The organism is Microbacterium sp. ZW T6_19 (assembly GCF_044987465.1).
In the GTDB taxonomy this organism is placed as follows: domain Bacteria; phylum Actinomycetota; class Actinomycetes; order Actinomycetales; family Microbacteriaceae; genus Microbacterium; species Microbacterium natoriense_A.
Genome location: NZ_JBJDRH010000001.1, coordinates 328,764 through 352,724, shown reverse-complemented (window position 1 = coordinate 352,724; position 23,961 = coordinate 328,764). Strand labels below are relative to the sequence as shown.

Here is a 23,961-nt window from a genome sequence, read left to right as displayed (position 1 = left end):
ACTCGCGAACAGCGAGCGCCGGCTACAGCAGCCGGCGCTCCGACGCCCAGACCGTGAGCTCGTGCCGCGACGACAGTTGCAGCTTGCGCAGCACTGCCGAGACGTGGGTCTCGACCGTCTTGATCGAGATGAACAGCTCGGCAGCCACCTCCTTGTAGGCGTAGCCACGAGCGATCAGGCGCATGACCTCCTGCTCTCGTGCGGAGAGGCGGTCGAGTTCGTCCTGAGCTGTCGCCGTCTCACCGGACACGGCGCCGAAGGCGTCGAGCACGAACCCTGCGAGACGCGGCGAGAACACCGCGTCTCCTCCGGCGACTGCGTGCACAGCGCGGCTGACCTCGGCTCCCGATGAGCCCTTCGTGATGTACCCGCGGGCGCCGGCTCGGATCACCCGCACGACGTCTTCTGCGGCATCCGACACGCTCAGAGCGAGGAAACGGGTCGCGGTCGGCTGCGAGCCGCGGAGGACCGCTTCGCCGCCCGTCGCTTCCGCCCCGGAACCGCCAGGAAGATGCACGTCGAGTAGAACGACGTCCGGCGACGTCTCGCGGATCACCGCGATCGCGCTGGGCACGTCTGCGGCCTCGCCGACCACGTCGACGCTCGCATCGAGGTCGGCGCGCAGCCCCGAGCGGAAGATCGAGTGATCGTCCACGATCACGACGCGGATGCCGTCAGACACGGGTTTCTCCTCCTGCCGGGAGGTGCAGGTGCACCTCGGTGCCGTTCTCATCGCTGCGCACGCTGCCCGAGCCTCCGGAGCGGCGCATCCGGCCCACGATCGACTCGCGCACGCCCAGCCGATCGCTCGGCACCTCATCGAGCGTGAATCCGCGCCCGCGGTCGCGGATGAACACGTCGACCCCGGCCGCGCTGCCTTCGATGTACACCGAGATCTCCCCGCCCGCATGCCTCGCGGCGTTCAGCATCGCCTCCCGAGCGGCCGCTGCCAGGCCGCCGCTCGCGCGCTCCGCCGACATGCCGGCCGAGACCACGTCGATGCGCACGGGGAAGTCGAGTTCGAGAGCACCCGCGTAGTCGCGGAGATCGGTGGGCAGGTCGCCGTCGGCGGGTGCGTCGCCGTCGTACAGCCAGGCGCGAAGCTCGCGCTCCTGCGCTCGGGCCAGCCGCGCCGCCTCGCTCGATGCGCCGGCGCGGTTCTGGATCAGCGCGAGGGTCTGCAGAACCGAATCGTGCAGGTGCGCGGCCATCTCGCTGCGCTGCTCCTCGCGGATGCGTCGTACCCGCTCGCCGGCGAGCTCGCGCCAGCGATGAACGAACGTCGAGGACAGCACTGCAAGGAGCCCCGCGAGCGGGAGCAGCACGAGAGCGGGAGCGGCGCCTGGCCGCATGACGAGCAGCAGGCCGAACACCCCGGCCAGCAGCAGAGCGGCCAGCACCAGGACGATCATCGAGTGGCGCGGCCCGCGCGCGGTGTCGGTGCGGTCGATCAGCGCGGCCCAGAGGCCTGCGCCGGCGGCGAGAGCGGATGTCGCCCCGACGACGACAGCTGCCGTCGGCGACGATGCGACGTATCCGCTGAGCCCCCATGTGAGCACTGCGAGGGCGCCGACAGCGGCGGCGACCACGAGCATCCACGCCACCGGCATCCGTCTGGTCGGCGGGCTCTCCCCGTCGGCCCACGGCGTGAACAGCCAGCACCACGCGTACAGCAGCACGCCCGCGCCGCCGCACAGGGCGAGCGCGATGAACAGCGCGCGCACCGTCCAGAGCCTTGCCCCCAGGTGCCTGGCCAGCCCCGCGCTCACGCCCGCGACCACACAGTCTCGGTCGCGCTCGAGCGGCGGCCGCATGCGCGCGGGCGCCGGAGCGGTGGAAGAGGGCATGACGCCATCCAACCATTCGCCCCGCCCCGAGCGCCGCGTAAGGGGTCAGAATCAGGGGTCGCTCAGGGGAACACCCCATGGCGGCGTGCGAGCGGATGCCGGGAGGATCGACTCATGACGATTCCCACCGAGCCGCCGATCGCGGAACCGGACGCCGCTTCCGCGCCACCTTCGCCTTCTCCCTCTCCCGCCTCGCACAGCAGCGACCGATTCTTCCTGTGGGTCGCCGGTCTGGGCGTGGCACGCTCCGAGGGCTGGCTCGGCGGCGTCTCCGCCGGTATCGCCGCGCGGTTGCGCATCGACCCGCTGATCGTGCGGGGAGTGCTCGTCGTCGCCGCGCTCTTCGGGTTGCCCGTGATCTTCCTCTACGCCCTCGCCTGGGCTCTGCTGCCGGATGCCGACGGTCGGACTCACGCCCGAGACCTGATGCGCCGCGACTATCAGCCGGTGCAGCTCGGCATTCTCGCGATGGCGGTCATCGGCCTGATCCCGACCGCGCCTCTCACCGGCACCGTCTTCGGCCTGGGCTACGTCAACTGGTCGGCCCTGTCGATCCTCAGCTGGATCGCCGGCCTCGGAATCGTGGTCGTCCTGCTCGTTCTCATCGTGCGCGCCGCAAGTCGCGCCCCGGGTGCTTCTGCGCCGGATCTGCCGATGGCTTCGGCAGACCCGGCGGCCCCGGCCGCGCCCGTCACCCTCGGCGTTTCGGGTACGCCCGAGGGTGCGGGCGCCCCTTCTTCGGGTGCAGGTCTGCCACCCGCATCACCGTATGGTGCGCCCGTCGTCGACCCGTCCTGGGCTGCGCCGTCGGCAGATTCTCCGCAGTTCGTCCGCCCCGAGCCCCCCGCCGCGCCGGCCGCGAACGACGCGGAATCCGTGGCGGCCTGGCGTGAGCAGCACGCCGCCTGGCGGAACCAGGATCAGGCGTGGCGACGGCAGCAGCAGGATGCGGAGCGCGCGGTGCGCGACCAGTTGCGCCGCGAACGACAGGCCGAAGCGGCCGTGTTCGCCGCTGCAGCCGCGGAGCGACAGCGCATCCGCCGTGCGTCGAACCCACGGGCCAGCTTCGCCTACGTCGCCGCCGTGATCGGTCTGGCGATCGTCGTCGGGGCCGGTGTCGGCCTCTGGGGAGGCTTCGGTGCCACCGCCGGAGCGATCGGCGCATTGGCCGCCGCGCTCGTTCTGGCGATCGGCATGATCGTCGCGGGACTGTGGCGTCGGCGCAGCGGGTTCCTCGCCTTCGCGACCGCAGCGACTCTCGTCGGCGGTCTGATCGCCGGAGCGGCGAGCACCGTCCCGCAGGTCACAATAGGCAGCGCGAGCATCACGAACAATCAGTCCGAGACGGTGACCCAGCCGTTCGGAGACACGTACGTCGGCCTGTTCCCCGTCGACGCACCGAGGAAGATCGACGTGACGAAGGGGACGGGGCACACCCAGATCATCGTCGACCCCGGCGTCGAACTCGATCTGCGCGCGTCGGTCGGGAACGCGACCGTCGAGTGGATGCGCGTGCGATATGGATCCGGTGAACTCATCGACAACGGCACGTGGACTCCTGACGAGCGCAACGGCGAGCGTCTCGTCGACGAACGGGCCTCGTCCGACGAGGCCAGCATCTCGACTGTCCAGACGGTCACTCTCAACCAGCAGAGCGGCTCGATCATGGTCGTCATCTACGAACCGGAGGAAGAAAAGTGAGCACCGAGACCATGGACTTCGAGCAGGCAGCGTCCAGCCCGACGGCATCCGCTCCCGAGATCGCATCCGCCCCGACTCCCCCGCGCACCCGCTGGGCCGCGATCATCTGGGGAGCCATCTTCGCCGCGATCGCCGTAGTGGCGATCGGTCTGCTCGCCGACGGTCGCCGCAGCGACGACGTGAGCGACTGGATCCTGTCGCTCACTCCGGCGTCGATCACCGCGATGGCTCTGCTGGCGCTCGGGGGCATCGTGCTGATCTGCGGGGCGATCGGACTCATCCGGCGTGTTCAGCGGCGTGCGGCAGCCTCCTGGTCCCCGTCGCAGCGCGGGGTGGACGGCGATACCCTGGCCTGATGGCGAAACAACCTCGGCGTCCCGCCGGCCCCGTGCGCAGGAACAAGGCAGCGCCCGCCGAGCGGTTCCCGCCGCGCAAGCCGCCGAAGAAGACCGCCAAGGTCGTGTTCGACGCTCGGGCCGCAGCCCCCGACGAACCGCGCAGCTTCCGGCTGGGCGTGGTGGCCGGAGCGACGCCCGGCAAGTGGATCGATGCGTGGAAGGAGCGGATGCCGCGGGTGCCGCTCGAGCTCATGCCGATCGAGGTCGCAGACCAGCGCTCGGCGATCGACGCGGTCGATGCGGCCCTCGTGCGGCTGCCCATCCCGGACGAGGATCTGCACGTCATCACGCTCTACGACGAGAGGCCGGTGGTCGTGGCCGGGATCGACTCGCATCTGCTCGCCGCCGACGAGCTGACGGTCGCCGACCTCGACGGGGAGGTCGTGATCGGATTGATCGACGACGTCCTCGGCCCGCTCGACCTGCCGGGCACGACGCCGGCCTCCTTCGCGGCGCTGCCCGCCGACGAGGCGATCGCGACGGCCGCATCCGGAGTGGGGATCGTGATCGTACCGATGTCGCTCGCGCGGTTGCATCACCGCAAGGATGCCGACTACCGCGTGCTCGCCGACGGCCCCACCTCGACCGTGGCTCTGGTGTGGCCGCGCGACCGCACGACCGCCGACGTCGAGACCTTCGTCGGAATCGTCCGGGGGCGCACCGCGAACTCCTCGCGCTGAGCGCCGAACCCGCTGTCATGGCCGCCTCTTCGAACAAGCCCGAGCTCCACGTCGATTCTGTCGCGGAGTGGGAAGCCTGGTTGAGCGCTGATCCCGACCCGAACGGCGTGCGGCTGCGTGTGCGGAAGAAGGCGTCACGCCTGCCAGGGATCTCCTATGCGGAGGCGCTCGACGTCGCCCTGTGCTTCGGGTGGATCGACGGACAGACAGCATCCCTCGATGCCGACTACTACCTGCACACCTTCACGCCCCGACGTCCGCGCAGTCTGTGGTCGAAGGTCAACATCGGTCACGTCGCGAGGCTGATCGCCGAGGGGCGCATGCGCCCGGAGGGTCAGCGCGAGATCGACCGCGCGAAGGCGGACGGACGCTGGGATGCCGCCTACCGGCAGAGCGACGGCGAGGTGCCGGTCGAGCTCCAGGATGCTCTGGATGCCGACCCGGAGGTCGCCCGGGCGTACGCGGCGCAGTCGGCGCAGAACCGGTTCGCGATGGCGTTCCGGGTGTCTCAGCTCAAGCGGCCAGAGTCGCGCGCCTCGCGGGTCGCCCAGTACGTGGAGATGCTCAAGCGAGGCGAGACCCTGCACTGATCCCCGCCTGGTCGCCTGGTCGCCTGGTCGCCTTGAGTAACGATTCGACCCGCGCCGGAGCTCACGCGCCGCGCTCAGTAGAATCTCCGAGTGGCTTCGCTTCTCTACGTCTGCGTGCGACCCGAGATCGGGGCGGCGGATGCCGAGCACGCCTCGTTCCGGCGGGCGCTCGGCGCAGACGTCGTCGACAGGCTCGATCTGCTCGACGAGAGGCTCGACCTCGACCGGCTCGCGCGGTATCGCGGAGTCGTGGTGGGCGGCTCGCCGTTCAACGTGAGCGACCCGTCGAAATCGTCCGCGCAGCTGCGCGTCGAGGCCGATCTCGAGCGCATCGCCGGCGCGGCGATCGATGCGAGGATCGCCGCGTTCTTCACGTGCTTCAGCATCGGAGTCCTGACGCGGATGCTGGGTGGAGAGGTCGCGAACGACACTCCCGAGTCGGCGAGCGCGACAGTCATCGAGACCACGGCCGAGGGCGACGCCGATCCGGTGTTCGGCCCGAGTGCCCCGGCGCTCACCGTGTTCACCGCCCATAAGGAGAGCGCGGTCGCGGTACCTGACGGCGCCGTGCTGCTCGCCACGAACGAGGTCTGCCCGGTTCAGGCGTACCGCGTCGGAACGCATCTGTACGCCGCGCAGTTCCATCCCGAGCCCACCCCGCGAGATTTCGCCGACCGGATGACCTTCTACCGCACGACCGGATACTTCGACCCTGAGGAGTTCGACCTCGTGCAAGGCCAGGTGCTCTCGGCATCCGTCACCGAGGGGGCTGCCCTCCTGCGCCGGTTCGCCGAGCAGTTCGCCGCCTGACGCGACCGGTATCGCTCACGGCTGCCGGTCGTCGAGCGAGCGCAGCGAAACGCACCGCCAGACCTTCACACCGGTCGTTGAGCGAGCGCAGCGAGACGAAACGCGAAATCGTCACGCCGGTCGTTGAGCGAGCGCAGCGAGACGAAACGCGTCCTTCGTCTGTTCGTCGTCAGTCAGTCATGCGGTCAGGTACGCAGCACTGTGCGCCGGGCCGGCTTCGCTGGGGTGGAGTGTCGTGGGGTGCGCCATCGCTGAGCAGGGTCCCACCAGGCGGGACCGCGGATCTGGGGGATGCCGTCGTTCATGCGGATCTCCCACCCGGAATGATCGAGGGACCTGTGGTGCCACCAGCACAACGGGACCCCGTTGTCGGTGTGCGTGGGGCCGCCGCGGGCGTGTTCGGTGACGTGGTGGATTTCGCACCATGAGGCGGGGACGTGGCATCCGGGGATGAGACATTCCCGGTCCCGAGCGACGATCGCCCGCCGCTGATGCGCGTTGAAGATCCGATCCGTCGTAGTGATGCCGACGATCCGGCCCTCGTCGAACAGCACCCGCTGGACCGCCCCGGAGCACGCGGTGTGCGCGGCCACCGACAGCGGCACCGGCGCCCCGTTCCCCGGAAGCGTCGCCCACCCCGTACCCGCGGCAAGATCCTTCGCGTCCACATGCACCACCAGCGTCGGCGCCGCGCCACCCAGCGACGGCATCTCCTCATGCCGCGCCGCGATCCCCAACGCCGCCGCAAGAGCGTCATGACGCTTCTGGCCGGGCGTGCGCGGATCGATCACATTCCGCGGATCCACATTGAACTCGTCGACCTCGTCGTCTCCCGCGGTCTCGGTGAACGCGACGCCGGGGGCGGGAGCGCCGCCGACTTTCGGGTTGTTGAACGCGTCGAAGATCTGCTGCAGCTGCGCCGCCACCTCCGGTGTGATGTTCCCGACGAGGCGATGCGCGCCCTTCTGCAACCGCCCGAGGTTCAGAAACCGCCCCTGCTGCGCGTCGCGGTCCGTGGGCTCCGCCCCATCCGGATCCAGAATCATCGCCAGCGTCGACGCGAGGTGCCGCAGATCATCCGCCGTCGCGCGCGGACCCCGATGCCCCATCTCCGCATCCGCATCCCGATCGGCGCCAGCGTCCGCGTCACTGGGCGTATCCCCATCGTCCGATGCACGCACATCACCCACATCGCCTGCAGCGTCTGCGTCACCCACAGCATCCTCATCTCCTGCCGCGGCCGCATCACCGCCGGCGTCGTCGGCGTCCCGGATCCCGCGGGCATGCATGGCGAGGACCTCGTCCGCCCAGAGCCTCTCCTGCGCCCCGACCCGGTCATGCGCGTACTCGATCGGATTCGTTGCCGCGAGCAGACCCGCCACCCCGACCGCACCATCGAGCAACGCCGAACGCAGCGCCGGCCATCGAGCGGGCAGCCGCTCCCCCGACACCAGGCTCACGTCCCGCGCCACCAGGCCCGCCGCGCGCGCGAACTTCGACGCCGACGGCGCATCGGTCAGCAGCGCTCTCTGCAGCAGCTCGTTCATGCCCCGGCATCCGAACCGATGACCGAACTCCACATCCGCCGTCGCCACCGCCTCCACCACGACCGCATCGACCAGCCGCGACACCTCACCGGCACCCCGCAACGCCTCGGCCCGCTCCGCATCCGACAGGCCCGCGAGGGCATCGTCGGACAGCACCGCACGCAGGTCGGTCGCGACCCGGGCGAGAGCGGAAACCGTGCTGTTCATACCTCCAGTATGAACAGGGCCACCGACATTCTGACCCCCGAATGAGCCTGATCAGAGAACTTTTCCCACCCTTTCCCCGACGCCCCTGCCGAGCGATATCAACACCGCACTCCGGTCGCTGTTCATGCCGCCGAAACCGACCGCAAGAGGCGCCAAACGCGACCGGAACGGGCACCTGGGGGGACCCCGGATCGGTCACCAACCTGCCGTGAACCTCACGACGTTTCGTCTCGTCGCTGCGCTCCTCGCTCAACGACCGGAGACAGAGGCACGCCTCGCCTCGCTCCGCTCGCTCAACGATCGGAGCACGCGCGGGGCCGGCGCCGAATCAGCCGAGCAGTTCCACCCGCTCCCGCAGATACCCGCCCAGGGGCACGAACCCGCCCGCCGCGCTCCAGCGCACCGAGGGCACTCCGTCGATCATGGAGAGCGGCCCTGAAGAGCCACCTGCATCCACTGCCTCCACGTCGATCACGCTCCAACCGACGTGTGCGATCTCCCCTTCGCGGAAGCCGCCGCGCAGGGCCAGCGCCCGACGCTCGGCCCGGTCGCGCGCCGACTCGGCCGTGTAGCCCCGACGCCCGGGCTCCGCGGCGCGCAGCACCTCGGCCGTGGCGAGCGCGTGAGTGTCGGTGAGCAGCAGCACGCCGAGGTGCCAGGCCTCGCCGACGCGCACGATGCGATGCCCGCGCCACCGCGAGCTCCGCTCTTCGCCGAGCCCCTCTTTCGGAACTCCGGCGAGCACCGATCGGGCATCGTCGAGAAGTCGTGCGGCAGTGTCCACGACTCCAGGTTAGGAGCCGATTCGCCCGGCACCGGCATCCACGGCAGAATCGATGCACACCCTCGAGGAGCCCCCATGTCTCAGCCTGATACCGCCCGTCTGCTCATCGCCTGCGACGACCAGCCAGGCATCGTCGCCGCCGTGGCCGGCGTGCTCTCTGAGCACGGGGCGAACATCATCTCCCTCGACCAGCACTCCACCGACTCCGAGGGCGGCCGGTTCTTCCAGCGCACGGTCATCCATCTGCCCGGTCTGTCGGCCGCCCGCCCCGCACTCGAGGCCGATCTCGAGAAGGTCGCCGAGCGCTTCGGCATGGAGTGGTCGCTGCACGACACGGCCCGCCGCAAGCGGGTCGCGATCTTCGTGTCGAAGTACGACCACTGCCTGATGGAGCTGCTGTGGCGCACGCAGCGCGGCCAGCTCGACATCGACATCACGATGGTCGTGTCGAACCATCCGGATCTCGCCGAGGCCGTCCGTTCCTTCGGAGTCCCGTTCGTGCACATCCCCTCCGGCGACAAGCAGGCCATGGAGCAGCGGCAGCTCGAGCTCCTTCGAGGCAATGTCGATCTCGTGGTCCTCGCGAGGTACATGCAGATCCTCACCGACGACTTCATCGTCGGCCTCGGCGCACCCGTGATCAACATCCACCACTCTTTCCTGCCGGCGTTCATCGGGGCGAATCCCTATGCGCGCGCGAAGGAGCGCGGCGTCAAGCTGATCGGCGCGACCGCGCACTACGCGACGGCCGACCTCGACGAGGGACCGATCATCGAGCAGGACGTGACGCGCGTCACGCATTCCGAGTCCGCCGCCGAGCTGCAGCGTCGTGGGGCTGACGTCGAACGCCTGGTGCTCGCCCGCGCCGTGCAGTGGCACGCCGAGGACCGCGTGATCGTGCATGGGAAGTCCACCGTCATCCTGTAGCCCACCCGGATGCCGGCGCGGATCACCGCCCGTCCGGAACCCCGGCCACCAGCTCTTCGAAGGCCTCTCGCGCTGATGCGTACCGTGCGAGGGGTGCGGCCTGCCCCATCCACAGCGACTGCAGCTCGCCGAGATTCTGCTCGCCGGCCGCAGCACGGAAGCGGCCGGTGAGCCAGTTCTGCATCGGGAAGGGCGCGATCGTGCCGCTCGCCTCGATCGCTCGCACGGCGCGGTTGCGGGCTCCTCTCGCGAGGCGTCCGCTCATGGCCGTCGTCAGCACCGTCTCATCAGCCGCGGTCGAGCCGATCGCGGCTCGGTGCCCTTCCGAAGCGGCCGATTCCGCCGTCGCGAGGAACGCCGTGCCCACCTGCACTCCGGCGGCCCCCAGAGCGAACGCTGCGGCCACACCGCGCCGATCCGAGATGCCGCCCGCCGCGATCACCGGAACGTCCACGGCGTCCACGGCCTGGGGCAGCAGGGCGAACAGACCGACCAGCGAGTCCTCGGCCGGCTTCAGGAACGACACACGATGGCCTCCCGCCTCGGCGCCGGTCGCGACGATCGCGTCGACGCCGGCATTCGACAGCGCGACGGCCTCGGCGACCGTGGTCGCGGTACCCACGACGCGGATGCCGCGGCCGTGCGCCTCCTCCACCAACGACTCCGAGGGCACACCGAACACGACGCTGAGCACTGCCGGTGCCGCCTCGAGAATCGCTTCGGTCTGCTCATCGAGAGACGGCAGGTACTGCTCCGGTCGCGGGGGTACGTCCACTCCGACCGCGGAGTAGAACGGCTCGAGCGCCTGGGCGAAGACCGCGTGCTGCGGGTTCGGCGCGACCTCGTCGCCCCTGGGCAGCCAGACGTTCACGGCGAACGGCTTCGAGGTCGCGGCCCGGATCGCGGCGATGGTCGAGCGGATGCGGTCACCGTCGTAGCCGTACAGGCCGTACGACCCGAGGCCTCCTGCTTCGCTCACCGCCGCCGTCAGAGCGACGGACGACATCCCGCCGAAGGGGCCGAGGACGATCGGATGCTCGAGGTCGAAGAAGCTCATGGATCCGACGTTACGCCTGCAGCGCACGGGAAGGATCGACGATGACGGGGGTGATAGCGTCGCTTCCGAAAGGGGTGCGCGCATGAGCGAGTGGTTCGGCGAGATGCTGGGCTTCGTCGCGGCCGCGCTCGGACTCGTCCAGATCCCCGATGCCGCCGCCCTCGGGCTCGCGATCGCCCTCGTCGCCGTCACCGTTCTCACGATCGCCGTGACGCTCACGCTGCTGCCGCTGCGGACCGCGGGCAGACCGCATCCGCATCGCGCCATCAGCGCCGGAACCCGGCTCGACCAGAGCGATCCGGATGCCGCGGGCCACCCGCGTCCTCGTGCGCCGGGAGTCGCCGTACCCGCGTAGTCCCTGATCGGGAGTGCGCGGTCTTCGCCGACCCTCCCGACTCATGAAAAGGACAACGCTGTGGACATCTTCGCCTTCCCTCCCCTGACCTGGCTGCTCGACGCCGCCTACCGCGGCCTCGCCGGCCTCTCCGACCTCCTCGATCCCCTGAGCACAGCATCCGCCGCCCTGGCCGTCGTGCTGGTGACTCTGCTCGTGCGGGCCGTGCTGATCCCGGTGGGCATCTCGCAGGCGAAAGCCGAGCAGACAAGAGCCCGGCTCGCGCCCCAGCTGCGCGCGCTGCAGCAGAAGCACAAGAAGAACCCCGAGAAGCTGCAGGCCGCGATGCTCGACCTGTATCGCCGCGAGAACACCTCGCCCTTCGCCGGGATGCTCCCGGTGCTCGCGCAGGCGCCGGTCGTCGGCATCCTGTACACGCTGTTCATCCGCCCTGAGATCGCCGGGCATCCGAACGAGCTGCTCACGCACGACCTGTTCGGCGCACCGCTCGGCACGAGCCTCGTCCACATGCTGACGGCCGGGCCGTTCTCGGGAGCCACACTGCTCGTCACGGGCGCGCTCATCGTGATCATGATCGTGGTCGCCGACATCACGCGGCGGGTGTTCCGACCCGCTCCCGTCGACGACTCCCCGATGTCGTCGCCGGGGATGCTGCGCGTGATGAGTGCTCTGCACTACCTGACGGCGGTGTTCGCGGTCTTCGTCCCGCTCGCCGCAGCGCTCTACCTCACGGTCACGGTTGCGTGGACTCTCGTGCAGCGCGTCGTGCTCCGCCGGCGCTACCCGATGCCCGTGCCGGTCGCGGCCTGACGCGTGCTGCTGCCCGCACCGGACCGGTTCAGTCGGGCAACGGGATCGGAGCGGTGAAGGGGCCGTCGGAGCGACGGTCCCTTCGCACGCCGAGAGTCGTGCCCACGCTCGCGGCGATCACCAGGGCGACCGCCAACATCCGCAGCACCGTCGCGTCCTGTCCCAGGATCATCCAGCCCGCCAGCGTCGCGAAGGCGGGTTCCAGGCTCAGCAGCACACCGAACACCCGTTGCGGCAGTCGTCGGAGCGCGGCGAGTTCGAACGTGTACGGGATGACGGACGACAGCACGGCGGTGATGGAGGCGAGCAGCAGCAAGTCAGGCGCGCCGGCCACTGTGACGGATGCCGGTACTCCGACGGGAAGCAGAAGAACCGCGGCGACCAGCAGCCCGATGGACAGGCCGCCGTGCCCCGGAATGAGCGAACCCACGCGCGCGCTCATCCGGATGTACATGATCCAGAATCCGGCCGCGACGAGGATGAACAGCAGCCCGAGGGGATCGAGCGGCTCGGCGCCGATCATGCCGTCCACACCCAGCAGAGCCATGCCGAGGAGAGCCACTCCCACCCAGATCGCATCCGCCACCCGCCGCGTCAGCACGGCGGCGAGCACGAGCGGTCCGAGGAACTCGATGGCCACCGCGGGCCCGAGCGGGATGCGGTCGATCGCGGCGTAGAAGAATCCGTTCATGGCGGCGAGCGAGATGCCGAACAGCACCGCCGCCAGCCACTGCTGACGGGTCCATCGCCGCGGTCGCGGTCGCACGATGACGAGCAGCAGCAGGGCCGCGATCGCCACCCGCAAAGACGTGACGCCCCAGGGCCCCAGCACGGGGAAGAGCTGCGCGGCGACTGCGGCGCCGAACGGCAGGGAGAGGCACGAGCCGACGACGAGGGCTACACCCACGAAGGGGCGGGACGACGTCGGCGGCTGCACCTCTCCAGCCTAGGGGCGCGCTGCGGTCAGAGCGGCTTGCCCCCTGTCACGGCGAGCACCGAACCCGAGACATAGGACGACTCGGCCGAGGCCAGATACACGTACGCACCGGCGAGCTCGGCCGGCTGGCCCGCCCGGCCCAGCGGCGTGTCGGCCCCGAAGGACTTCAGCCGCTCGGCATCCCACCCTGTCGCGGGGATCAGCGGCGTCCAGATCGGCCCGGGGGCCACGGCGTTCACCCGCACGCCCCGCGGGCCGACCTCCTCGGCGAGCGCCTTCACGAACGCCACCTGAGCCGCCTTGGTCATGGCGTAGTCGAGCAGACCGGGTGAGGGGTGGAAGGCCTGGATGGATGCGGTCACGATGATGCTCGCACCCGGCTCCAGATCGGGCAGCGCCGCTCGCGTCGTGAACAGCTGCGAGACGAGGTTGGTGTCGAAGACCCGGCGCATCCGCTCGGTGCGCAGGTTCTCGATGCCGTCGATGTCATGCTGATAGCCGGCATTGAGAACCAGGACGTCGAGTCCTCCGAGCGCCTTCCGCGTCTCGAAGACGATGTCCGCGGCGAAGGACTCGTCGCGGATGTCTCCCGCGAGGCTCACGCCATTGCGGCCGGCCTCTCGGATCAGGGCGACCGTCTCGTCGGCATCCGCCTGTTCCTCGGGCAGATGCACGATCGCGACGTCCGCGCCCTCACGGGCGAAGGCGATCGCCGCCGCCCGGCCGATGCCGGAGTCGCCTCCCGTGATGAGCGCTCGCCGGCCCTCGAGGCGCCCGTGGCCCACGTAGCTCTTCTCACCGTGGTCCGGCCGAGGGATGGTCTCGTCCGTGTGACCCGGCTGGTCCTGGTGCTGCGGAGGGAATCCCTCCTCGCGGTGTGCGTGGCGGGGGTCGTTGGTGGCGTCGCTCATCGAATCTCCTCCTCAGTCGTCTGCGGAGTCTCCAGCCTGTGATCTGCGCCTCAGCCGTTCCAGGGGGTTGACACGGCACAGTGCCCGCCACTGCTATCCGGCATCCACCGCTCTCAGCCAGCGGAAGCCGTAGGCCTCCAGATCGAACACGAACCGCCCGTTCTCGGCAACGACCGCAGGGCTCGACGAGAGCAGCTCGTGGAGCGGGCTTCCGCCGACGACTCCCGCCGAGAGCACGACTCGCCGCGGTTCGTCGCCGAAGTTGTGCAGCGCGAGGAAGACGACTCCCTCGGTGCTCAACGTGTGGGCCAGAACCGCGGGATCCTGCGTGTCGAGCACGGCGACCGAACCCCAGGCGATCTCCGGAGCCTCGCGGTAGCGGGTGATGAGCATCCGCAGGAAGGACAGCAGAGAGTCGGGGTCGCGCTGCTGCTCGTGCACGTTCACGTGCTCCGGCCCGTAGCCGCTCTTCGCCAGTTCCCTCCGCTGCCGAGAGACCGGCGCCATCGAGAAGCCGCCTGTGCGGTCGGGCAGCCACTGCATGGGCGCGCGGACCGCCATCCGGTCGCCCAGACCCGGCACCTCGCCCATCCCGATCTCCTCCCCGTAGAAGAGCGCGGGGGTTCCCGGCAGCGCGAACATCAGGCTGTACGCCATTCGCAGTCGGCGAGGATCGCCGCGCAGCATCGGGGCGAGACGGCGCACGATCCCGCGCCCGTAGACGCGTTGCCGCTCGTCAGGCGCCAGTTCCTCGAACACCTCCTGCCGCTCCTCCTCGCTCAGCTGATCGAGCGTCAGCTCATCGTGGTTGCGGAGGAACATCGCCCATCCCTGGCTCACATCGATCTCCGGTCGCGCGCGCAGCGCCGCCGCGACCGGGCCGGCGTCGTGCCTCACGAAGGCGAGGAAACACGCCTGCATGGTCGCGAAGTCGAACTGCAGATCGAGCTCCGCGCCCTTCGCGCCGAAGTACTCCAGCTGCTGCTGGTGCGGGAGATTCACCTCTCCGAGCAATGCGGCGTCGCCGCGACGACGGGTGATGAAGCGGTGCAGCTCTCGCAGGAAGTCGTGCGGGTCAGCGGTCTGGGGCCCGCCGGGCTGCTGGATGAGGAACGGCACAGCATCGATGCGGAACCCGTCGACCCCGAGCTCCAGCCAGAAGCCGACGATCCGCGCGATCTCGGCACGCACAGCGGGGTTCGCGAGATTCAGGTCGGGCTGGTGCCGGTAGAAGCTGTGGAGGTAGTACTGACCGCTGCGCTCGTCCTTCTCCCACACGCTGTTCTCCTCGCCGGGGAACACGAGGTTCTTCGACCCGCGTGTCGGCCGGTCCCGCCACACGTAGTAGTCCCGGTAGGGCGAGGTGCGAGAGCGTCGCGCAGCGACGAACCACGGATGCCGGTCGGATGTGTGGTTCACGACGAGATCGACGATCACCCGCAGCCCGCGGCCACGCGCGATCCGCAGCAGCTCGACCACGTGCCCGAGATCGCCCAACCGGGGATCGACCCCGTAGAAGTCGGTGATGTCGTACCCGTCGTCACGGTCGCGTGTCGGCTGGAACGGCATCAGCCACAGGCAGGTGACGCCGAGATCCGCCAGATAGTCGATCCGGTTCGCGAGCCCTTCGAGGTCTCCGACACCGTCTCCGTCGGAGTCCTGGTAGGTCTCGATGTCGAGGCAGTAGACCACAGCGGTGCGCCACCAGAGATCGCTGGTGTCCGCCGGCCTCATCGCTGGCTCGTCTCGGTGCCCAGCAGTCCCCGCAGGGCCGGCAGCAGCTCCGCCCCGCACCGGTGCAGGAACGGAGACTGCGCGCGACCCACGTGGTGCAGGTAGACCTCGTCGACGCCGCGCGCGAGCTCGGCGATCCGTTCGGCGAGCTCCTGGGTCGAGGCGGTGATGATGACCGATCGTCGCAGGTTCTCGTCGGTCGGGTCGGCCAGCGCCTCGAACTCCTCCGGCTGCTCTACATCCCACATGAGCTCGGCGGGCGCGGTGGAATGCGACCACTGCTCCCGCGCGGTCGCCATGGCCTCGTCGAGGGTGTCCTCGAGGCTGATGTGCACCTGCAGGACCGTTCGCCCGGGGCCGCCGGCTCGGCGGTACGCCTGGAAGGTCTCGCTGCTCGCCGCGGCGTCCGTCCCCACCGTGATGACCCCGTCGGCCCATGCGGCCGCGCTGCTCGCCGTGTGAGGGCTGACAGCCGCGGCCAGAAGAGGAGGCGGAGTCGACGGACGGCTCCACACCCTCGCCTCGTGCACGCGCACCTCGGCGTCGGCGCTGACCCGCTCGCCGTCCAGCAGACTGCGGATGACACGGACGCACTCCCGTAGCCTCCGATCCCTCGCATCCTTGTCGGGCCAGGGATCTCCCGTCACGTGCTCGTTCAGCGCCTCCCCGCTGCCGAGCGCCGCCCAGAACCGCCCGGGGAACATCTCCGCGACCGTCGCGATGGCCTGCGCGGCCACGACGGGGTGATATCTCTGCCCCGGCGCCGTGACCAGCCCGATCGGGAAGCGGGTCGTGGCGAGGGCGGCTCCGAGCCACGACCATGCATAGCCGGATTCTCCCTGGTTGCGTGTCCAGGGAGCGAGATGGTCCGAGCACATCGCCGCGTCGAAACCCGCGGTCTCGGCCAGGCGAACGGCCGCCAGAAGCCGTCCGGGCGGCACCTGTTCGTGCGAGGCGTGATAACCGATGACAGTCACTGAACGCTCCTTCCCGGGCGCCAGGAAGAAGCCGGCGCCCACCCCCGATGCTCTCGGGGATGGGCGCCGTTGGCACGGGGGTTGACAGCCCCGTGCGATGATCGGATGCGGCTCAGAGCGGCGGCGTCACCGGCGTCTCACCCGTGCCAGGTGTTTCGCCCGCCTCGGGGGGCTCCGGAACGAGGTACAGCCCGCTGGGCGCGTTCGCCGTGAACGCGAGGGCTTCGATCCAGGCGCGGTTGATGGCGGGCTGGCGGCTGCCGAAGTACTTGAAGACCAGGGCACTGCCCGGCTGGATCCACACGGTCGTGCGTCCGCCGCCGACGCTGGCGTCCTCGCGCCAGCTGAACGGGAACGGTTCGCCGCGGCGCAGCTTGGCCGTGATCACGAGCTGAAGATGAGTGAGCGCTCGGTCCTCGATCTCCGTCTTCACTCCGTCTTCGTAGATGAACTTGCCCATCGAGAGCGCTCCTTCTGGCTTGCGTGTCAGTCCGACGAGGACTGTCGAAAACATCCCCCCATGCGTAGCGTATTCGGTATGGGCCTGCTGTATTACGACGACTCCGAGGAACCCGTTCAGATCGACGACCTCGCGCTCGCCCATCTGAAGGTGGTCATCGCCGCGAAGCTGCGTCGAAACGAGAGCTTCACGCTGTCATGGCGCCATCCCGACGGCGAGAGGGCCGGTCGATCGACGATCTGGCTGCATCCCTCGATCCCCTTGCGCTTCGTGTTCGACGAGCCGACGCCGCCGCCTCTGCAGCAGGAGCGGATCACTGCGATGGCCGACTCCGCGAACTCGACCGGCGGCATCATGATCGCAGCCGCCGACCTGCTCGCCGACGAGACGACGGCCACTCGGGGGAACTGAAGTCAACCCCCTCGGCCAGGCATCCGTTCCCCTCTAAGCTCGGCACTCCGACACGAGGAGGCCGCGTTCCATGGACGAACGACACATCGACGATCGCCCCGATGAGGGGTACACCCCCACGACCACGCACGCCGAACGAGGCGCGGGTTCTCCGCGCCTGCGCATCACGCGCGATGACGAGCGCACCGAGTTCGCGTTGGACGCGGACGTCGTGCGCATCGGCTCGGCCGCGGGCAACGAACTGCAGCTCGCCGACACCGATCCGGTGCACGCCACCATCACGCACGACGATCGCGACGAGTACGTCCTCGAACTCCACGGCGAGGGCGAGATGAACGCGAGCGCCGGTGTCGCGGCGACTCACGGAGGCGACCGCACCGAGACGCTGCGCACGGGAGCGCGATTCACGACGGGCCCGTGGACCCTCGTCTTCGCCCGCGAGGAGTTCGCGGATCACGGTCGCCCGTTCGGGGGTCGGCTGGGCGGCGAGTACTCGGATCAGCCCGTGCAGCCTCCTCGCCCCGAGTACGCAGGCGATGAGCGCGTGCCCCCCGAGGCGGGCACCGATGAGACCGCGACCACCGCGACAGGCACGGACGCACCCCGTCAGTCGGATTCCAGAGCTGACACGTGATGCGGCACCCCCACCGGCTTCGACTCCGCTGAGCCGCGCTGGCGAAGGTAGATCGAGAACGCCACCATCGTCCCGACCGCGAGGAACTCCGACTGCCAGTTCTGCAGGGTGCGGTCCCAGAAGTCCGCCGAGACCACGTAGTCGAGCCAGGTGATCGCGGGCGCGCCATGCATCGAGTTCTCCTCGTTCATCACGACGACGCCACCGAGCGACTGTGCGAGCCACGAGAGGACGAACACGGCGCCCATCACGATCAGCAGGGAGTTGCCGTACACGACCGTGCGCCAGCCGCCGATGCGCGCCCAGCGAGGGGAGTCTCCGCGGGCGTGCGCGCCGATCCGCTGATCCTCGTCGCTTCCCGGCCCCCCGTCCCCGGGTTTCTTCGACTCGGGCGAGCCGCGCTGCACGAGCCAGACCGTCGCCGCGATGAACAGGAAGAACTGCAGGAACTCGGACTGCCAGTTCTCTGCGACGTCGACCAGGAAACCCGACGACGTCACGAACTCGCCGAAGCCGATCGTGGCCATGCCGTGGTCTGCGAGTTCGGAGTTGTTGCGGAAGAAGCCGGCGATGGACTGCCCGACCAGCGCCAGCACGAACAGCGCGAGGAAGAACAGGCTCAGTCCGTTGTCGCGGATCGCTCTGCGCATGCTCACCTCCCGCTCAGCGGCACGAGGATCATGGCGGCGAGCCCCGCGACGATGATCGTCATCCAGCTCCAGAACATCCACCGCATCCCCGCGGTCTCCTCTTCTCCGGGCATCGAAGCCCTCCCTTCCCTATGCCGGCATCCTGATCGCGCTCGTGACGGCGCGCCAGGGGCTTGACGGGCGCTCCTCCGGTTTGTCAATCCCCCTCCAGAGGCTTCCGGGTGCGCCTATCGTCGCCGACACGGAACGTTGACACGACACGAGAAGGAAGACCGATGACTACCGCAGCCGAGATCATGACGCCCAGCCCTCGTTGCATCGGAGTGAACGATTCGCTCCGCATCGCCGCATCCGTGATGGCCGACCTCGATGTCGGCGCCCTGCCGATCTGCGGCGAGGACAGCAAGCTCAAGGGCATGCTCACCGACCGCGACATCGTGGTGCGCGGCATCGCGATGGGGATGGACCCGGAGACGACAGCAGCCGGCGCGCTGGCGCAGGGCAAGCCCGTGACCGTCGCCGCCGATGACGACGTGCGGGTCGCGCTCGACCTGATGCAGGAGCACCAGGTGCGGCGGCTGCCGGTGATCCAGGATCGTCTTCTCGTGGGCATCGTCAGCCAGGCGGACATCGCCCTCTCGCTCTCTGCCGCGACCACGGGCAAGACCGTCGAGAGCATCTCCCGCTGAGCACCGCGATGGACGAGGTGCGCCGCCTTAGTGAGATCGCCCGGGAACGGGGCCTGCGAGTCTGCGTGGTCGAGTCGCTCACGTCGGGTCGGCTGGCCGCCACCGTGGGCGCGGGCGAGGATGCGTCCTCGTGGTTCGCGGGCGGCATCGTCGCCTATCTCACCGAGGTGAAGGAGCGGCTGCTCGGGCTGACGCCGGGCACGGATCCCTGCTCCGCCGCATGCGCGCAGCAGATCGCGGAGGGCGGGCTGGCTCTTTTCGATGCGGATGTCTGCGTCTCGACGACGGGTGTCGGCGGGCCGGGTCCCGAGGGCGGTCACCCGCCTGGCGAGGTTCACCTCGGCTGGGCGACTCCGCTCGGCACCGGCCACCGGGCGCTGAGCCTGACGGGCGAACCCGAGCAGGTCATCGACGAGGCGTCGGACGCCGCGCTGCGGCTGCTCCTCTTCCATGCGGAGGCGGTGCGGCCTGCAGGCCCGCTTCGAGCACCTGCGGGGCTTCAGCCCGGCACAAGTCCGATCCGCAGCGGAGCGTCCGGTGCGGATGCCGCAGCGAGCGCGTCATCGAGCTCGCTCAGCGGTCGCACTTCGCCGACCGCTTCGGCGAAGGGGTAGGCACGGCCCCGACCCGACAGGAAGGCGATCGCCTCGGCCAACTCCGATCCGGTGCAGCCTTCCACACCGCAGATCGTGACGAGTCGTCGAGTGATGCTCTCGAGGTGGACCGGAACAGGCTCGGCGGAGAGGGCGCTCCCTGCCAGCACGACCATGCCGCCGACCGCCACCCCCTCGATCGCTTCGGCCACGGCGCAACCCGATGTCTCGACGACGATGTCGGGATCGCGGGAGATACTGCTGGCGCCGAACCTGGCCGCGAGGGCCCGCCGGGCGGGATTCGGGTCGACCACTTCGACCGATGCTCCGAGCTCCGCCGCGATGGCCGCGGCGGAGAGGCCGACGAGCCCGGCACCATGGATCCGCACCGCAGCGCCGTCGAGGTCGCCTCGTGCCCGGGCGAGCGCCGCCCAGGCCGTCGAGGTCGCGCACGCGGCGGGTGCGAGGACGGATGCGGGCAGGGTCTCCGGCACCCGCACGATGGATGTGCCCGATCGCAGCTGCACGTGACTTCCGAACGCGCCGGTGAGGTCGCCGTGCCCGCCGATGCGATCGTGTCCGTATCGGCCGAGTGTCCGGCACTTCTGCGGGAGCCCTGCGGCGCATCGATCGCATGATCCGCACGAGATCGTGACGGACCACACCACTCGGTCCCCGATCCGCAGCGCAGTGCCGGAGACGTCGAGTGCACCGGCATCGCCGATCGCGATCACGCGCCCGACGCTCTCGTGGCCGAGCACGAGCGGCACGGGCGTCGCGCGGCGCCCGTGCACCGTGTCGACGTCCGCGTCGCAGATCGTCGACATCTCGACCGCGACGAGGACGTCGCGGTCGCCGAGCGCGACTCCAGGGACCGCGATCATCTCGTGACGATGACCCTCCCCGATCCAGACCATCGCAGTCGCGGCAGGGCGAAGAGCGACATCGCGGCGGTGCCCTGGCGGACGGACCAGCAGAGTTCCCATCGTCGCACTCAGACCGTCGCGACGAGGAGCCGCAGTCCGCGCTCTGCGAGGACGCCGCGCAGCGCGGTGGCATCGGTGGCGGCGGAGAGATCGCGGCGCTTCATCGCGGTCCTTTCGAGGATGTGGGGATGGATCACCCACGACTCTCTCAAGGGAATGCGGCGCGACCGCGTCCGACCCGGAAGAGTTCAGCCTCCGTTCACCCGAGGTTCCTGCTGCGCATCGTGCAGTGCGCGTCCGCTGCCGTGGATTCGTGTGCGCAGCGAGGCACAACGTGCGGCAGCCGGAAGCGGCCGCGAAGCGACGTGGGCGACGACACAGCCCTGAACACAGAAACGCGATCGCGAGCGCAGTGGTTCAGAAGCCTAAGAAGATCGCGCTCGCGATCGCAGCGCTGGGGACGCTTTTCTGGGGAGATCCCAGACTACGAGGGATGGGGGGACATCACGTAGAGCCATACGGCGAGACATATATGGACTTTCGTCTAGTCTTCGTTTTCGCTCGTGATCAGGACATCGGTAGCCTGGCACGCACCTGCCAGGCGTCTTCGACGACGCCCGCGCTGAACTCGCCGCTCGCGCCGATGACGCGCTCGGCCATCCGCGTGAGACCTGTGCCGCTGGACGGGAGGTCTCGCCGCGGCGTGGCGGGCAGAGGACTCCGGATCGTGAGCGTGGCGGCATCGTCGTCGATCTCCATGTGGATCTCGACGGGCCCGGGCCCGGCATGCTTGAGGATGTTGGTCGCCGACTCGCGGACGATGCGGGCGAACACGATCTCGGCGACGCGCGGTATCCGCTCATCACGAGGGTCGCCGTCGATCACGACCGGGTGCCCGGCTGCGTCGATCTCGCCCTCGGCTTCGTCGATCGCCTCGCCGAGGTCTCCGGTCGGCATGCCGGACGAACGCGGTCCGTCGTCGGCGAGTTCGATGACGAAGCGCAGATCGGCCATGGCTTTGCGCGCTGCGACCCTGATCGCCTCCTGCGATTCGGTGCTGGCCGCGGGCTCGTCGAGCATCTGCACGTGCAAAGCCACGACGGTGAGGTGGTGCGCGATGCTGTCATGCAGTTCGCCGGCGATCCATCGCCGCTCGGCGAGAACCGCCTGACGCTCCTGCTCCGCGCTCTCGGCGAGTTCGTGCTCGAGCTTCCGGCCGCGCGCGAACGCGATTCTCAGGGTGAAGCCCACCGCTCCGGAGACGGTGGCGATCACGAGGTAGGTGCCGACGTTGACGGGACCGTCGACCTCGACGAAGGCGGCGATGGCGACGGCGACGAGGAAACCGGCGGCGTAGGTGAGGATCAGGGCGAATCGCCCCAGCCGCAGCACGAGGCCTGCAGCCACAGCGGTGGCCAGCAGAGCCGCGACGGCCGTGTCTGCGGCGAACGACAGCGCGAGCACCACTCCCAACAGGAGTGTGGCGACAGTCGGCGACCACAGGTAGGCGGCGAAGACCGCCGTCGTCGCGATGCTGAACACTTTGGGGACGACGGCGAGATCAGGCGTCGTGAAGGCGCTGATGACATCGAGGGCCAGGAGGATGACGATGATCGCGAGAAGCGCGATGCGTTCGAGGGCGCTGGGCTTCTCTCCGCGCCCGAGGCGGAGGATGCCGGGGTCGTCCCGGGTCGAAAGACCAAGCGGCATCTCTTCAGTATCCCCTATTAGCCAGGTAGATTAGCGGTAAAGACCAAATGCGCGTGCGAGCTGCTCCCAAACGGACATGCGATTCACCTCCAATATCAGGTCGTTTGTCCAGGTACCTATTGATCTTCTCGGCTGGCTGCTCGGGGCACATCTGTCTCTTGTCCAGACCTTGTTGGCCAAAGGTCTAGAGATGCCCGGGACCTGTCGCCCAACGCCGTTAGGCTTCGTTCATGCCCGAAATCCGTGTGCTCATCGTCGATGATGACCCTCTCGTGCGCTCAGCCCTCTCGCACTTCGTCGCCCGCGATCCGGAGATCACGGTGATCGGTCAGGCCGAGGACGGATATGAGGCGATCGACTTCATCGAGCACGACCGCCCCGACGTCGTCATGATGGACGTGCAGATGCCGGGCATGAACGGCATCGAGGCCACCGCGGCGATCGCCGAGCGCTGGCCCGAGGTGCGGGTTCTCGCGGTCACGACGCTCGACGGCAGCGACACGGTGCTGCCGATGCTGAGCGCTGGCGCCTCCGGCTACCTCCTCAAGGACTCGAGCGCCGAGAGCATCGTCACCGGCGTGCGCGAGGTGCACAGCGGCGCGAGCTCGTTGTCGCCTCGCATCGCCTCGCTGCTGGTCAAGCATGTCCGCAGCACCGAGCCCGCCGGCGGCGGCGCCGAGCTCGAGGTGCTCACCGATCGCGAGTCGGAGGTGCTGGAACGCCTCGCCCAAGGCATGTCCAACGCCGAGATCGCGCAGTCCCTCATCGTCTCCGAGGGCACCGTCAAAGCGCACCTCGGTCGAATCATGTCGAAATGGCAGGTGCGCGACCGCGTGCAGATCCTGGTCACCGCCGCCCACGCGGGCCTCGTCGACTTCCGCTGAGTCGTCCACGGCGCGGCGTTCGGAGTCAGGCCCAGCGCTCCTGCAGCCACGCGATCCCGGTCAGAGCCTCCTGCCGCTGGAACTCGCGCAGCGTCGGCATGCCGGGAGGCGCCGGCAGACGCGACTTGAACATGTACCCGCCCGTCAGGGCCGCGATCAGCGAGTCGATGTCGGCATCCGCCACGCCATCGAAGAGCGGATGCCGCCCCAGCACCTCCTCGACGTCGATGGCCTCACCGCGCATGCGCACATCGAAGAGGTAGCAGGCGCCGTCGGTCCAGCGCGCACCGATGCCTGCCCACGGCCAGTCGATGATCCAGGCGGCGCCGTCACGGTCGAGGATCACGTTGTCGGCGCGGCAGTCCAGGTGCTGAAGGTGCTCCCCCGCCGTGGCCTCCGCGACACGATCCGCCGCCGCGAGGATGCGGTCGTATGCTCCCTGCACCCATTCGGGCAGCTCACCGATCACGCCCTCGGCCTCGAGCCGGCACCACCCCTCGGCGTCGCCGGCGAACTCCGCGGCGGCGTCCGGCAGAACCGCGGGGTCTCCGGCAGCGATGCGAGGGAAGCCGGCCAGCGCATCGAGGACGGCATCCACGTCGCGCCCGTCACCCGTGGCACCGGGATGCGCTCCCTCGATGTCCCTGCTTCCGTCGCGGGATTCCGGTCCTGCCACGAGACCCGCCGTCCGCGCGTGGCTCTCACGGCGAACGGCGGGTCTCACGACCGGAG

At 69.4% G+C, this 23,961-nt stretch carries 27 protein-coding genes; 13 read left to right on the top strand and 14 right to left on the bottom strand.

What is annotated here, in order from left to right; genetic code table 11:
- Nucleotides 1-22: 22 nt before the first annotated feature.
- Nucleotides 23-682, bottom strand: coding sequence for a response regulator transcription factor (locus tag ACI3KT_RS01465; protein WP_307298760.1), 660 nt, complete (start codon nt 680-682; stop codon nt 23-25).
- Nucleotides 675-1,847, bottom strand: a complete 1,173-nt coding sequence (locus ACI3KT_RS01460) for a PspC domain-containing protein (RefSeq protein WP_404902077.1) — start codon at nt 1,845-1,847, stop codon at nt 675-677. Before ACI3KT_RS01460 ends, ACI3KT_RS01465 begins: the two co-directional genes overlap by 8 nt.
- 114 nt (nt 1,848-1,961) lie before the next feature.
- On the opposite strand from ACI3KT_RS01460, the gene ACI3KT_RS01455 reads away from it, so the two are divergent.
- From ACI3KT_RS01455 to ACI3KT_RS01435, 5 genes are all read left to right on the top strand, one after another.
- The gene (locus ACI3KT_RS01455) at nt 1,962-3,548 is read left to right on the top strand and encodes a PspC domain-containing protein (protein ID WP_404902075.1); all 1,587 of its coding nucleotides are present in this window, start codon (nt 1,962-1,964) and stop codon (nt 3,546-3,548) included.
- A complete protein-coding gene (locus ACI3KT_RS01450) occupies nt 3,545-3,904 on the top strand; it encodes a hypothetical protein (protein ID WP_404902072.1) in 360 nt (119 codons plus the stop codon). The genes ACI3KT_RS01455 and ACI3KT_RS01450 overlap by 4 nt, the downstream gene beginning before the upstream one ends.
- Nucleotides 3,904-4,626, top strand: a complete 723-nt coding sequence (locus ACI3KT_RS01445; protein ID WP_404902070.1) for a LysR substrate-binding domain-containing protein — start codon at nt 3,904-3,906, stop codon at nt 4,624-4,626. The genes ACI3KT_RS01450 and ACI3KT_RS01445 overlap by 1 nt, the downstream gene beginning before the upstream one ends.
- Nucleotides 4,627-4,643: 17 nt before the next feature.
- Nucleotides 4,644-5,216: a YdeI family protein gene (locus ACI3KT_RS01440; protein WP_404902068.1), complete on the top strand. Its 573-nt coding sequence runs from the start codon at nt 4,644-4,646 to the stop codon at nt 5,214-5,216.
- Nucleotides 5,217-5,306: 90 nt separating this feature from the next.
- Nucleotides 5,307-6,026, top strand: coding sequence for a glutamine amidotransferase-related protein (locus ACI3KT_RS01435; protein ID WP_292904128.1), 720 nt, complete (start codon nt 5,307-5,309; stop codon nt 6,024-6,026).
- Nucleotides 6,027-6,211: 185 nt separating this feature from the next.
- Here ACI3KT_RS01435 and ACI3KT_RS01430 read toward each other — a convergent pair whose 3' ends face one another.
- Both ACI3KT_RS01430 and ACI3KT_RS01425 read right to left on the bottom strand, forming a co-directional pair.
- Nucleotides 6,212-7,780, bottom strand: coding sequence for a DUF222 domain-containing protein (locus ACI3KT_RS01430; RefSeq protein ID WP_404902066.1), 1,569 nt, complete (start codon nt 7,778-7,780; stop codon nt 6,212-6,214).
- A gap of 328 nt (nt 7,781-8,108) precedes the next feature.
- The gene (locus ACI3KT_RS01425) at nt 8,109-8,564 is read right to left on the bottom strand and encodes a glutaminase (RefSeq protein ID WP_404902065.1); all 456 of its coding nucleotides are present in this window, start codon (nt 8,562-8,564) and stop codon (nt 8,109-8,111) included.
- 75 nt (nt 8,565-8,639) lie between these two features.
- Between ACI3KT_RS01425 and purU the strand changes: the two genes are divergently transcribed.
- Nucleotides 8,640-9,491 carry a formyltetrahydrofolate deformylase gene (purU, locus tag ACI3KT_RS01420; protein ID WP_307298772.1) on the top strand — a complete coding sequence of 284 codons (852 nt, stop codon included), beginning with the start codon at nt 8,640-8,642 and terminating at the stop codon, nt 9,489-9,491.
- Between the two features lie 22 nt (nt 9,492-9,513).
- Here purU and ACI3KT_RS01415 read toward each other — a convergent pair whose 3' ends face one another.
- Nucleotides 9,514-10,548, bottom strand: a complete 1,035-nt coding sequence (locus ACI3KT_RS01415) for an NAD(P)H-dependent flavin oxidoreductase (protein ID WP_404902063.1) — start codon at nt 10,546-10,548, stop codon at nt 9,514-9,516.
- Nucleotides 10,549-10,630: 82 nt separating this feature from the next.
- Between ACI3KT_RS01415 and ACI3KT_RS01410 the strand changes: the two genes are divergently transcribed.
- On the top strand, nt 10,631-10,903 hold the full coding sequence (locus ACI3KT_RS01410; protein WP_292904138.1) for a DUF6412 domain-containing protein: 273 nt from the start codon (nt 10,631-10,633) through the stop codon (nt 10,901-10,903).
- Between the two features lie 60 nt (nt 10,904-10,963).
- Nucleotides 10,964-11,713 (top strand): YidC/Oxa1 family membrane protein insertase, encoded by a 750-nt coding sequence (locus ACI3KT_RS01405; RefSeq protein WP_404902061.1) that lies wholly within the window; start codon nt 10,964-10,966, stop codon nt 11,711-11,713.
- Nucleotides 11,714-11,741: 28 nt separating this feature from the next.
- Here the strand turns inward: ACI3KT_RS01405 and ACI3KT_RS01400 are convergent, their stop codons facing one another.
- The 5 genes from ACI3KT_RS01400 to ACI3KT_RS01380 all read right to left on the bottom strand — a co-directional run bounded on the left by ACI3KT_RS01400 (nt 11,742) and on the right by ACI3KT_RS01380 (nt 16,732).
- Nucleotides 11,742-12,650 carry an EamA family transporter gene (locus ACI3KT_RS01400; RefSeq protein WP_404902058.1) on the bottom strand — a complete coding sequence of 303 codons (909 nt, stop codon included), beginning with the start codon at nt 12,648-12,650 and terminating at the stop codon, nt 11,742-11,744.
- Between the two features lie 26 nt (nt 12,651-12,676).
- A complete protein-coding gene (locus ACI3KT_RS01395) occupies nt 12,677-13,561 on the bottom strand; it encodes an SDR family oxidoreductase (RefSeq protein WP_404902056.1) in 885 nt (294 codons plus the stop codon).
- 93 nt (nt 13,562-13,654) lie between these two features.
- Entirely contained in the window at nt 13,655-15,295 is a 1,641-nt protein-coding gene (locus ACI3KT_RS01390) for an alpha-amylase family protein (RefSeq protein WP_404902053.1), read from the bottom strand.
- Nucleotides 15,292-16,272: a TIGR03885 family FMN-dependent LLM class oxidoreductase gene (locus ACI3KT_RS01385; protein WP_404902051.1), complete on the bottom strand. Its 981-nt coding sequence runs from the start codon at nt 16,270-16,272 to the stop codon at nt 15,292-15,294. Before ACI3KT_RS01385 ends, ACI3KT_RS01390 begins: the two co-directional genes overlap by 4 nt.
- Nucleotides 16,273-16,384: 112 nt before the next feature.
- A complete protein-coding gene (locus ACI3KT_RS01380; RefSeq protein WP_292904150.1) occupies nt 16,385-16,732 on the bottom strand; it encodes an ATP-dependent DNA ligase in 348 nt (115 codons plus the stop codon).
- A 78-nt stretch (nt 16,733-16,810) separates the two neighbouring features.
- On the opposite strand from ACI3KT_RS01380, the gene ACI3KT_RS01375 reads away from it, so the two are divergent.
- Together ACI3KT_RS01375 and ACI3KT_RS01370 are read left to right on the top strand one after the other, a co-directional pair.
- Nucleotides 16,811-17,143 carry a hypothetical protein gene (locus ACI3KT_RS01375; RefSeq protein WP_307299443.1) on the top strand — a complete coding sequence of 111 codons (333 nt, stop codon included), beginning with the start codon at nt 16,811-16,813 and terminating at the stop codon, nt 17,141-17,143.
- Nucleotides 17,144-17,213: 70 nt separating this feature from the next.
- Nucleotides 17,214-17,777: an FHA domain-containing protein gene (locus ACI3KT_RS01370; protein WP_404902049.1), complete on the top strand. Its 564-nt coding sequence runs from the start codon at nt 17,214-17,216 to the stop codon at nt 17,775-17,777.
- Here ACI3KT_RS01370 and ACI3KT_RS01365 read toward each other — a convergent pair.
- Nucleotides 17,750-18,427, bottom strand: a complete 678-nt coding sequence (locus tag ACI3KT_RS01365) for a DUF6766 family protein (protein ID WP_404902046.1) — start codon at nt 18,425-18,427, stop codon at nt 17,750-17,752. The two genes, ACI3KT_RS01370 and ACI3KT_RS01365, sit on opposite strands and share 28 nt — an antisense overlap.
- A 275-nt stretch (nt 18,428-18,702) precedes the next feature.
- Between ACI3KT_RS01365 and ACI3KT_RS01360 the strand changes: the two genes are divergently transcribed.
- Both ACI3KT_RS01360 and ACI3KT_RS01355 read left to right on the top strand, forming a co-directional pair.
- Nucleotides 18,703-19,116, top strand: coding sequence for a CBS domain-containing protein (locus tag ACI3KT_RS01360; protein ID WP_292904156.1), 414 nt, complete (start codon nt 18,703-18,705; stop codon nt 19,114-19,116).
- Nucleotides 19,117-19,124: 8 nt separating this feature from the next.
- Nucleotides 19,125-19,730 (top strand): CinA family protein, encoded by a 606-nt coding sequence (locus ACI3KT_RS01355; RefSeq protein WP_307298788.1) that lies wholly within the window; start codon nt 19,125-19,127, stop codon nt 19,728-19,730.
- Here the strand turns inward: ACI3KT_RS01355 and ACI3KT_RS01350 are convergent.
- Both ACI3KT_RS01350 and ACI3KT_RS01345 read right to left on the bottom strand, forming a co-directional pair.
- On the bottom strand, nt 19,616-20,593 hold the full coding sequence (locus tag ACI3KT_RS01350; RefSeq protein ID WP_404902045.1) for an alcohol dehydrogenase catalytic domain-containing protein: 978 nt from the start codon (nt 20,591-20,593) through the stop codon (nt 19,616-19,618). The two genes, ACI3KT_RS01355 and ACI3KT_RS01350, sit on opposite strands and share 115 nt — an antisense overlap.
- Nucleotides 20,594-21,202: 609 nt before the next feature.
- Nucleotides 21,203-22,345: a sensor histidine kinase gene (locus ACI3KT_RS01345; protein ID WP_307298794.1), complete on the bottom strand. Its 1,143-nt coding sequence runs from the start codon at nt 22,343-22,345 to the stop codon at nt 21,203-21,205.
- Nucleotides 22,346-22,575: 230 nt separating this feature from the next.
- Here ACI3KT_RS01345 and ACI3KT_RS01340 point away from each other — a divergent pair, with 230 nt between their 5' ends.
- A complete protein-coding gene (locus tag ACI3KT_RS01340) occupies nt 22,576-23,229 on the top strand; it encodes a response regulator transcription factor (RefSeq protein ID WP_307298797.1) in 654 nt (217 codons plus the stop codon).
- A gap of 25 nt (nt 23,230-23,254) precedes the next feature.
- Here ACI3KT_RS01340 and ACI3KT_RS01335 read toward each other — a convergent pair whose 3' ends face one another.
- Nucleotides 23,255-23,953, bottom strand: a complete 699-nt coding sequence (locus ACI3KT_RS01335) for a phosphotransferase (RefSeq protein WP_404902043.1) — start codon at nt 23,951-23,953, stop codon at nt 23,255-23,257.
- Between the last annotated feature and the right edge of the window lie 8 nt (nt 23,954-23,961).

Excerpts from the sequence above, each read along its gene's own strand:
- ACI3KT_RS01370 (WP_404902049.1), top strand. The coding sequence starts at position 17,214 with ATGGACGAACGACACATCGACGATCGCCCCGATGAGGGGTACACCCCC.
- ACI3KT_RS01410 (WP_292904138.1), top strand. The coding sequence starts at position 10,631 with ATGAGCGAGTGGTTCGGCGAGATGCTGGGCTTCGTCGCGGCCGCGCTC.
- ACI3KT_RS01430 (WP_404902066.1), bottom strand. The coding sequence starts at position 7,780 with ATGAACAGCACGGTTTCCGCTCTCGCCCGGGTCGCGACCGACCTGCGT.
- ACI3KT_RS01460 (WP_404902077.1), bottom strand. The coding sequence starts at position 1,847 with ATGCCCTCTTCCACCGCTCCGGCGCCCGCGCGCATGCGGCCGCCGCTC.
- ACI3KT_RS01380 (WP_292904150.1), bottom strand. The coding sequence starts at position 16,732 with ATGGGCAAGTTCATCTACGAAGACGGAGTGAAGACGGAGATCGAGGAC.
- ACI3KT_RS01345 (WP_307298794.1), bottom strand. The coding sequence starts at position 22,345 with ATGCCGCTTGGTCTTTCGACCCGGGACGACCCCGGCATCCTCCGCCTC.
- ACI3KT_RS01455 (WP_404902075.1), top strand. The coding sequence starts at position 1,962 with ATGACGATTCCCACCGAGCCGCCGATCGCGGAACCGGACGCCGCTTCC.
- ACI3KT_RS01395 (WP_404902056.1), bottom strand. The coding sequence starts at position 13,561 with ATGAGCGACGCCACCAACGACCCCCGCCACGCACACCGCGAGGAGGGA.
- ACI3KT_RS01375 (WP_307299443.1), top strand. The coding sequence starts at position 16,811 with ATGGGCCTGCTGTATTACGACGACTCCGAGGAACCCGTTCAGATCGAC.
- ACI3KT_RS01445 (WP_404902070.1), top strand. The coding sequence starts at position 3,904 with ATGGCGAAACAACCTCGGCGTCCCGCCGGCCCCGTGCGCAGGAACAAG.
- ACI3KT_RS01415 (WP_404902063.1), bottom strand. The coding sequence starts at position 10,548 with ATGAGCTTCTTCGACCTCGAGCATCCGATCGTCCTCGGCCCCTTCGGC.
- ACI3KT_RS01360 (WP_292904156.1), top strand. The coding sequence starts at position 18,703 with ATGACTACCGCAGCCGAGATCATGACGCCCAGCCCTCGTTGCATCGGA.
- ACI3KT_RS01365 (WP_404902046.1), bottom strand. The coding sequence starts at position 18,427 with ATGCGCAGAGCGATCCGCGACAACGGACTGAGCCTGTTCTTCCTCGCG.
- ACI3KT_RS01390 (WP_404902053.1), bottom strand. The coding sequence starts at position 15,295 with ATGAGGCCGGCGGACACCAGCGATCTCTGGTGGCGCACCGCTGTGGTC.
- ACI3KT_RS01355 (WP_307298788.1), top strand. The coding sequence starts at position 19,125 with ATGGACGAGGTGCGCCGCCTTAGTGAGATCGCCCGGGAACGGGGCCTG.
- ACI3KT_RS01340 (WP_307298797.1), top strand. The coding sequence starts at position 22,576 with ATGCCCGAAATCCGTGTGCTCATCGTCGATGATGACCCTCTCGTGCGC.
- ACI3KT_RS01350 (WP_404902045.1), bottom strand. The coding sequence starts at position 20,593 with ATGATCGCGGTCCCTGGAGTCGCGCTCGGCGACCGCGACGTCCTCGTC.
- ACI3KT_RS01440 (WP_404902068.1), top strand. The coding sequence starts at position 4,644 with ATGGCCGCCTCTTCGAACAAGCCCGAGCTCCACGTCGATTCTGTCGCG.
- purU (WP_307298772.1), top strand. The coding sequence starts at position 8,640 with ATGTCTCAGCCTGATACCGCCCGTCTGCTCATCGCCTGCGACGACCAG.